This is a genomic window from Aquamicrobium terrae, assembly GCF_040545735.1.
GTDB lineage: Bacteria > Pseudomonadota > Alphaproteobacteria > Rhizobiales > Rhizobiaceae > Mesorhizobium > Mesorhizobium terrae_A.
Window position 1 is genome coordinate 66531 of sequence record NZ_JBEPML010000026.1, and the last position, 8004, is coordinate 74534.

Below are 8004 nucleotides of genomic sequence, written 5' to 3' on the forward strand. Positions count from 1 at the left end.
ACGCGCGTAGATTATTCAAGTTAAATATTGGCGGGCGGGATAGGCGAGCCCGCGCCTGCCGGAACGTGCGGCGTCGCCGGGTATTTCGTCGGGCCAGTGGCGCTCTGGAGGCAGAGCACCAAGTTGTGCCGATATCCGACCAAGGCATGGCCATTGGGGGCATCATCCAAAAGTCTGACCGCGATTTCGTTTTGCGCATGCCCCGCGCCACACCTCCACAATTAGCTTGACTCAAAAGCTGATGGATGAATTAATAACTAACAGGGAGTTATTAATATGCATGCCGTCAGCGCCAACGACCTTCGCCGTTTTAATCGCAGCCGGGTTCTGACCGAGTTGATGCTGGGCGACGCGCGGTCCAGGCCGGAATTGGCCCAGCACCTGGGCCTCTCGCTGATGGCTGTCGTCAGGATCGTCAAGGAATTGCACGAAGTCGGGCTGATTGATGAGGGGGAGGGGCGCATGATCCGTTCCGAGTCGCCGGGCCGACCGGCGGCGGAGCTGCGCGTCAATTCGCGTGGCGGCTACGTGCTGGGATTCGTTATCAATGCTCTTGAGCAATCTGTTACGCTTTCCGACCTTTGCGGACGGCAGGTTGCCTGTGATGCGCTCAAGCACGTTACGGCACTGGACGGTGAAGGCACCGTACTCGAATTTATAGAGTGCGCGCGCCGGCAGATGCGTGCGGCCGGTGTGGATCCGTTACGGGTCCTGGGGGTCGGCATTGCCACAACCGGCCAAGTCGATCGCCAGCGGGGGGTACTCGTGGAGGCCCCTTATCTGGGGTGGGCGCAGATCGAGCTCGCTCGGGCCGTCGAGAGCTCGCTCGGAGTTCCCGCTGTCGTTGACGGTACCGCCAACACGCTGCTCGCTGCAGAATGGCGGGTCGCGGAAAAAAGCATGCAGGATGCTCTGCTCTTCCATATCGGGTTCGGCATCGGTTGCGGCGTTCTGATCGACGGGCGGATCGCAAAAGGAGCGACGTTGAATGTCGGGCAGTTCGGCCACGCTCCCATGGGCGACAAAAATCGTGTGTGCTCCTGCGGGTCGCGGGGCTGCCTCAATACAGTCGCATCCGGGTGGGCGGCGTTGGCCGATTTGGGCGAAATCCGCAGCCAAGTCGCGACCGCCGAGGAATTCCAGCGCTACCGCCCGCTTCTGACGGAGTTGCTCTCGCGTGCTGACGCCGGGGAGGAGACGGCGCATAAGGCACTTCGCGAGGCAGGACGGCGATTTGGTGAGGCGGTGAGGGTTCTCAAGGTTACGCTGGACCCGGCGCGGATCTTGCTGGCGGGCCCGGTCGGGAAGCACCCTGCTTTCCTGGAGGGGGCTCAAGACGGAGCCAGGGAAGATGCCGGTTCGCTTCTCGCCAGTTGCGAGATCGATCTCCGCAGCGCAGCCGCCTCGCTTGCTCTGGATGAATTTGTCCTGTCGTCGCGATTTCCGCTTGAACGTCTGAGGAGCGCTCGCCGCCGGGAGATCGAAGCGGCAGCATAGCCAATCACGCTAGCCTTAGGGAGGAAAAGGTCATGCAAGGACTAACAAAAACACTAACCCGGCTTTTCGGGTTGACGGTCGGAAGCTTGATACTAACCGGCCAACTGGCGCAAGCCGAGACCCTGCGTATCGCGCAGCAATATGGCTTTGCCTCCCTTCCGCTCATGGTCACCCAGCAACAGGAGCTGATCACGAAGAAGGCTGCGGAAATGGGCATTCCCGACTTGGATGTCGAATGGAGTACCTTCAGTGGCGGCACGACCATGAACGAGGCGCTGGTTTCCGGCAATCTCGATATCGCTGCAGCCGGCGTCACGCCGCTCCTGACCATCTGGGACAAGACAAAAGGCTCTCTGAACGTAAAGGGGCTGGTTTCGTTGGGCTCGATACCGCTCGTGATGACAATCAACAAACCGCAGATAAAAACCCTGAAAGACCTGTCGGCAAGTGACAAGATTGCATTGCCGGCCGTGAAGGTTTCGGTTCAGGCTGCCTTTCTGCAGATGGCATCGGCTGCGACCTTCGGTCAGGACGGCTTCAGCCAGCTCGACACGCTCACGGTGTCGATGCCGCATCCCGATGCCGCGACTGCTCTGATGAGCGGTGGCACCGAGATCACGGCCCATATCACCAGTTCTCCCTTTGTCGAACAGGAGCTTGCCCATCCCGGCATCCACAAGGTGGTGAGCTCTCATGATGTCCTCGGTTCGACGACGAACGTGGCACTCTACACAAGCGAGGCCTTTTACAACGGCAATCCCAAGCTTGTGGAAGTGGTCGCCTCGGCGGTGAGTGAAGCCATGGAATTTATCAATCGCGACAAGCCGGCAACCGCCAGGATTTACAAGGAGATGACGGGAACATCACTTTCCGAGGATCTGCTGCTGGCTGCGTTGAACGATGAAACCAACGTCTTCACCACCGTTCCGCAGGGGTTCATGAAATACGCCGGGTTCCTGCATGAGCGCGGTGCACTCAAGAACAAGCCCGAGAGCTGGAAGGACATATTCTTCTCCGTGGCGCACAGCCTGTCGGGCAGCTGAGGATAAAGCGATGGGTAACCACGAAGCAACCAGCCTGCGTCAGGCGTCGGCCGGTACCGCCAAGAAACTCGGCGCGCGCTTGTTCAGCTTCCTGATCATCAGCGACACGCATGTGAATCACGAAGAGGCAGGCTCTTCTTCACCGTGGCCGAGCAACAAACTTGCCAATCGGCGCAGCCGGCATGTGTTCGCAAAAGCCAGGCAGATGGACCCTGCTTTCATCGTCCATCTGGGCGATATGGTCCATCCGGTACCCGATCAGGAGATTTACGGCGACGCAGCGCAGGCGTTCTTCGAATTGAGTGCGGTTGTCGAATGTCCGCTCCATCTGACGCCAGGCAACCACGATGTTGGTGACAAGCCCGTATCCTGGATGCCGGCCGGCGTCGTGACGGAAGCTACCGTGCAAAAGTATCGGGAGACCTTTGGCAGGGACTTCTACGCATTCAGGCACGACGGCTGCCTGTTCATAATACTTAATGCATCGCTGGTGAATTCCGGCCTGCCGCTCGAGCGTGATCAGCAATCCTGGCTGGAGGCGACGCTCGCGGCCGGCGGCGCGGACCGCGTGTTCATGTTCATTCACTATCCGCTCTACGTGTCGGATCCGAAAGAGCCAGGAGGATACGACAACATCGATGAGCCCGGCCGGTCATGGCTCCTCGATCTCATCGCGAAACACGCACCCGAAGCAGTGTTTTCGGGTCACGTTCACAATTTCTGGTACGACGTCTACGGCTCGACCGAGATGTATGTGGTTCCCGCCATATCCTTTGTCCGGCAGGACTACAGCGAGTTCTACAAGATCGAACCTGGCCCGGAAAATGGACGCGACGATGCGGCGAAGCTCGGCTTTGTCGTCGTCGATGTCCATGAATACGGGCATGTGGCCAAGATCGAGCGCAGTTACGGCGCTCTGTTGGAATCGGGAGAGGATGTCGCCGCCGAAGCCAGGCTCGATCCCATCCACACCAAGACCAATGGCCTGGAAAGGATAGGTGTCGATTTGCGGCACCCGTGGTCCGAGGTGGTCGAGATCGCTCCGAGCGGCGGGGTGGACGAGTTTGGGCGCAAGTTCGCCCGCAACGACTATCCTGTGCTTGCCCTCTGGGAAATGGGCGTGCGCACGCTGCGCGTCCCGCTTCAGGATCTGGCCGCGCCAAATACGCGGAGGCGGATGGAACTGCTCACCGCCATCGGCCACCGGTTCATCGTCTATTTGTACAACCTGCCTACAGCCGCGGAACAGGGGATGCTTGCCTCCTTCCACCACTTGGTAGCAGCCTGCGAGATCATCATGCCATGGCCCCTGCCGTCGGACGCTCTGGCGCGCCTCGTGCGTTTCCGGCAGGACGTCGGTGTGCCTGTTTTCCTCTCGAAACTGCGTCCCCGGTGCAACGGCGCTAACGGCTCGCATCGCTTTTCGCATGCTATAAGCCATGGCTTCGTGCTTGATGAGGCGGCGGAGCTTGCCTCCCTGCTTTCCTTGTCGCCGGGCTTGGCGGACGGCTTCGTATTTCGTGTCGGCCGGGAGGCCTCCGTCGCAGCATGGGTGGCGCGGCTACAGGATTGGGCGGCGACGTGCGGGACGCAAGCGGTTCTTTCCGTCCGTCTTGCCTCCGACAATCCGGCGGAAAACGCGAACGACGACTCGGCCAACGCCAATCGAGTTGCGGAAGCGGTCTTCGGCACTTTCGCGGCTGATCGCATCACAATTGTCCTTGACGCCTTCACCGATATCGATCGGGGTTATTTCGCCCGAACCGGTCTGGTCGACCGTCGCTACAATCCCCGCGCGGCCGGCGCCGTCACCAAGAACCTGCATGCCCACTTCGCCACCCGGACCGCATCTGGGCGAACGGTGCATCCGGTGAGACAAGCCGATGGCGGGATAATTTTCGCCCACACCGGTGCCGACGGCCTGGAACTTCTGGTGCTGCCCTCCAAACACCATGCGACAGTCAGAGAAATTGCACTGGAAGAGAGCGTTCTGCCCGAAGCCGGGACGGGCCGCTGCATAAATCTCCGCAAGGGAACGGTCAGGGAGTTCGACTGGACCGTGATGTCGCGTGGGGGCGCCGTAAAGATGAGGCTCAGGGAGGAGATCGTGGAAAGCGACCCCATGTTGCTGTGCTTCGAAAACGACGAGATGAAACTTCTCATGGGAGGTAATGATGAACGGGACAGCTTGGCGAGGTGACGACGTTATCCTGAGCGGAAGCGGCGTCACGCTTCAATACAAGACTCCGAACCACCTGGTCACAGCCACCTACAAGGTGGATTTTGAAGTGTGTCAGTCGGATAGATACGTCATCCTCGGCCCTTCAGGGTGCGGGAAATCTACCCTGCTGAAGGCGATAGGCGGCTTCCTGGCCCCGGTCGAAGGTGAAATCCGGATCCACAACCAACGCGTCAAGGGTCCCGGCCCGGATCGTATGATGGTCTTCCAGGAATTTGAGCAACTGATGCCGTGGAAGACGGTCCTGAACAACGTTCTTTTCCCCATGATCGCGACCGGCAAATTCCGAGGCAGGCAGGCGGAAGAGCGTGCGCATGCTGCGCTGGACAAGGTCAATCTGACACGGTTCAGCAATGTGTATCCGCATATGCTCTCCGGGGGCATGAAGATGCGTGTTGCCATCGCACGGGCAATGGCTCTTGAACCTGACGTTCTTCTGATGGACGAACCATTCGCGGCGCTGGATGCTCTGACCCGGCGCAAGATGCAGGAAGAATTGCTCAGCCTCTGGGAACAACTGCGGTTCACCGTATTGTTTGTGACCCATTCCATCGAGGAGGCGATCATCGTGGGATCGCGAATCCTCGTGCTGTCGCCCCATCCAGGACGTGTGCGGGCCGAACTCGGCTGCGAGTGCTTCCACTACGGCAATGTGGAGAATCCGGAATTCGGTGGCTTATCGAAACGGATCCACAACCTGCTTTTCGAGACCGGACAAATGCCAGCGGAGGAGGCACATTCATGAGCACCGCCTTGTTACATCAGGAAACCTTGTCGGCGGCACGAATCCGGCCCGACTTCGAACGCCAGCCGATCGACGCAAGCGCCGTTGGCGACGTCGAGCGACGGCTTGGTCTTGGCGAGCGTCTGCTTGGCAACGAAGGTTTTCGTCGCACGCTGTTGCTCCTTGCGCTTGCCTTGCTGTGGGAGGTCTATGCACGGCTGTTGGGAAATCCGCTTCTGTTTCCTTCCTTCACTGAAACGGTCCAGGCTTTCTGGACTGATTTGTGGAGCGGTCTTCTTGTCACCCGCGTCCTGGCCTCGCTCAAATCGCTTGTCCTGGGTTATGCGATCGGGCTTGCTCTTGCCACGGCGCTGACGGCTCTTGCCGTGTCGGTGCGGATTGGTTCCGATCTGCTCTCTACGCTCACGGCGATGTTCAACCCCCTGCCGGCGATCGCATTACTGCCGCTGGCTCTGATCTGGTTCGGGCTCGGCACGCCGTCACTGGTTTTCGTCATCGTGCATTCGGTGCTTTGGGCCGTGGCTCTCAATACACTTACGGGTTTTCGTGGTGTTCCGGAAACCTTGCGGATGACAGGCCATAACCTCGGATTGAAAGGACCGCGCTACGTCGCGCTTATCCTGACCCCTGCGGCCTTCCCGGCCATTCTGGCCGGATTGAAGATCGGCTGGGCTTTCGCCTGGCGGACCCTTATCGCCGCAGAATTGGTCTTTGGCGTATCGTCGCGTTCCGGCGGACTTGGTTGGTATATTTTTGAGGCACGCGCGCAACTCGAAACATCACGCGTATTCGCCGGCCTTCTGGCGGTGATCCTGATCGGCCTGCTGGTCGAGTCCCTGATCTTCAGGGTGATCGAGGCACGAACCGTGCAGAGGTGGGGGATGCAGCGGTGATCGTCGAGGCATGCATTTCATAGGGTCACGTTGCTCGTTGCCGGCTGACGCTCTTAAATTCATATTGGCAGGTCGACCTTGGCGAAGACAGGAAATATGAGGCTTCACTCTGAAGTGCGGGAGCCGACGATCTGCTGGGCGCACATGAGCGGATCGGCGATCCACCTTGCGTCCCCGCAACGGAGGCGATGCGCTGCTGGCCAGAAACCGCAGCAGCAGTTGCCGTGAGAAGGAATGGCGCCGACGATTGCGAAGTTGCAGCACCTTTGGTCTCGGGGACCCCTTCGGTCTGGTCTTGCGGCCGACCCCGCATTTTGCCAGGGAAAAGCGTGATATCTACAATAAACGCCTGCGGGCAAAATGAGCCTTGGGCTGGCCCATGCTTGAAAAGGCCGAGATATGGACCGCGCCTGTTCAGCCCGGCACCTTTGGCGCGAGCCAGCGTAGCGCGCTTTCAAGGCTAGGCTCGACGCGATCGATGTTGAGCTGAAGCTCTTCTGCGATATGCTCGAGATGATGGCTCATGTCGGAAGCCGCGCGGTCACCATGTCCCTCGGCAATCGCAGTGACAATGCGGCTGTGTTCGTCACGGGGGCAGCCCGATTCGGATTCGGCATGGACGAGGATCGCCAGGCAGGTCAGCACCTGAAGCTGGGTCAGCGTCTGGACGAGGTAGACGTTCCCGCTGATCTCGGCCAGCTTCAGGTGGAATTCGCCCGCAAGACGGACCAATGTGGAACGATCTCCGTTGGCTCGCGCCGCGTTTTCGGCTCGGATACGGTCGAACAGCCGGGAGAGGTCGGCTTCGGTCCTGGATGCCGCAATCTGGCGCACCATCTCCGGCTCGATCATCTTGCGCACGTCAAGCATCATCCGCGCTTCGGCCCGTGACGGCGAAGCTATGACATAGCCAAGATTTGGGGTTTTGCGGAAGACCCCGATCTCCGACAGCTTGCCCATCGACAGGCGCACGACCGTACGGCTCACCCCGAATATTTCGGCAAGCTGGCTTCCGGTAATGCGCTCGCCAGGCGGAAGCCGCTGCTCGAAGATGGCTTCGATCAGCCGCTGGGTGATCTCGCTTTCCGCATATCCGTGGCGGCGCGCCAATCCACCTTCATGCAGGCGACCCAGCTCGGCACTCCTTACGCGACATGGAAGATCGGCTTCAACTCACCGCTTGCCGTACCTTGCCATGAACCACCTTACGGCACGATCACTGCAATCGACCTGAAGAGCCGCCAGATCGCCTGGCAAATTCCGGCAGGAACGCTGAAGGATACGGGCCCGCTCGGGATCAAGACCGGTTTGAACATACCGGTTGGCATGCCGACGCTTGGCGGTCCGATCACCACGGCCGGGGGCGTGACATTTTTTGCCGGCACACAGGACTACTATCTGCGTGCCATCGACACGCGCACCGGTGAGGAACTATGGAAGGGCCGCCTGCCGGTAGGTGCTCAGGCCACGCCGATGACCTATGTTTCTCCCACTAGAGCGCGTCCGGTTTAATTTGGGTCATATCCTGCGGCCTTGAAGTAATTGGCGCATTCGGCGGGCGTAAAGAGTTCGATGATGGAGCCGAGG

General features: G+C 59.8%; 7 protein-coding genes and 1 pseudogene. 7 read left to right on the forward strand and 1 reads right to left on the reverse strand.

Annotation, left to right across the window (positions count from 1 at the left end; translation table 11 throughout):
* Positions 1-276: 276 nt before the first annotated feature.
* From ABID37_RS24115 to ABID37_RS24140, 6 genes are all read left to right on the forward strand, one after another.
* Positions 277-1497, forward strand: coding sequence for an ROK family protein (locus tag ABID37_RS24115; RefSeq protein ID WP_354199509.1), 1221 nt, complete (start codon positions 277-279; stop codon positions 1495-1497).
* A 32-nt stretch (positions 1498-1529) separates the two neighbouring features.
* Positions 1530-2540 carry an ABC transporter substrate-binding protein gene (locus ABID37_RS24120; protein ID WP_354199511.1) on the forward strand — a complete coding sequence of 337 codons (1011 nt, stop codon included), beginning with the start codon at positions 1530-1532 and terminating at the stop codon, positions 2538-2540.
* 10 nt (positions 2541-2550) lie between these two features.
* Positions 2551-4740 carry a metallophosphoesterase family protein gene (locus tag ABID37_RS24125; RefSeq protein ID WP_354199513.1) on the forward strand — a complete coding sequence of 730 codons (2190 nt, stop codon included), beginning with the start codon at positions 2551-2553 and terminating at the stop codon, positions 4738-4740.
* Entirely contained in the window at positions 4715-5524 is an 810-nt protein-coding gene (locus tag ABID37_RS24130) for an ABC transporter ATP-binding protein (RefSeq protein WP_354199515.1), read from the forward strand. Before ABID37_RS24125 ends, ABID37_RS24130 begins: the two co-directional genes overlap by 26 nt.
* Positions 5521-6417, forward strand: a complete 897-nt coding sequence (locus ABID37_RS24135; RefSeq protein ID WP_354199517.1) for an ABC transporter permease — start codon at positions 5521-5523, stop codon at positions 6415-6417. Before ABID37_RS24130 ends, ABID37_RS24135 begins: the two co-directional genes overlap by 4 nt.
* Before the next feature lie 152 nt (positions 6418-6569).
* Positions 6570-6881 carry a hypothetical protein gene (locus tag ABID37_RS24140; protein WP_354199523.1) on the forward strand — a complete coding sequence of 104 codons (312 nt, stop codon included), beginning with the start codon at positions 6570-6572 and terminating at the stop codon, positions 6879-6881.
* On the opposite strand, the gene ABID37_RS24145 is transcribed toward ABID37_RS24140, so the two are convergent.
* Positions 6832-7527, reverse strand: coding sequence for a GntR family transcriptional regulator (locus tag ABID37_RS24145; RefSeq protein ID WP_354199519.1), 696 nt, complete (start codon positions 7525-7527; stop codon positions 6832-6834). The genes ABID37_RS24140 and ABID37_RS24145 overlap by 50 nt on opposite strands.
* 21 nt (positions 7528-7548) lie before the next feature.
* Between ABID37_RS24145 and ABID37_RS24150 the strand changes: the two are divergent.
* Positions 7549-7908, forward strand: a pseudogene (locus ABID37_RS24150) (membrane-bound PQQ-dependent dehydrogenase, glucose/quinate/shikimate family); the annotation flags it as partial.
* Between the last annotated feature and the right edge of the window lie 96 nt (positions 7909-8004).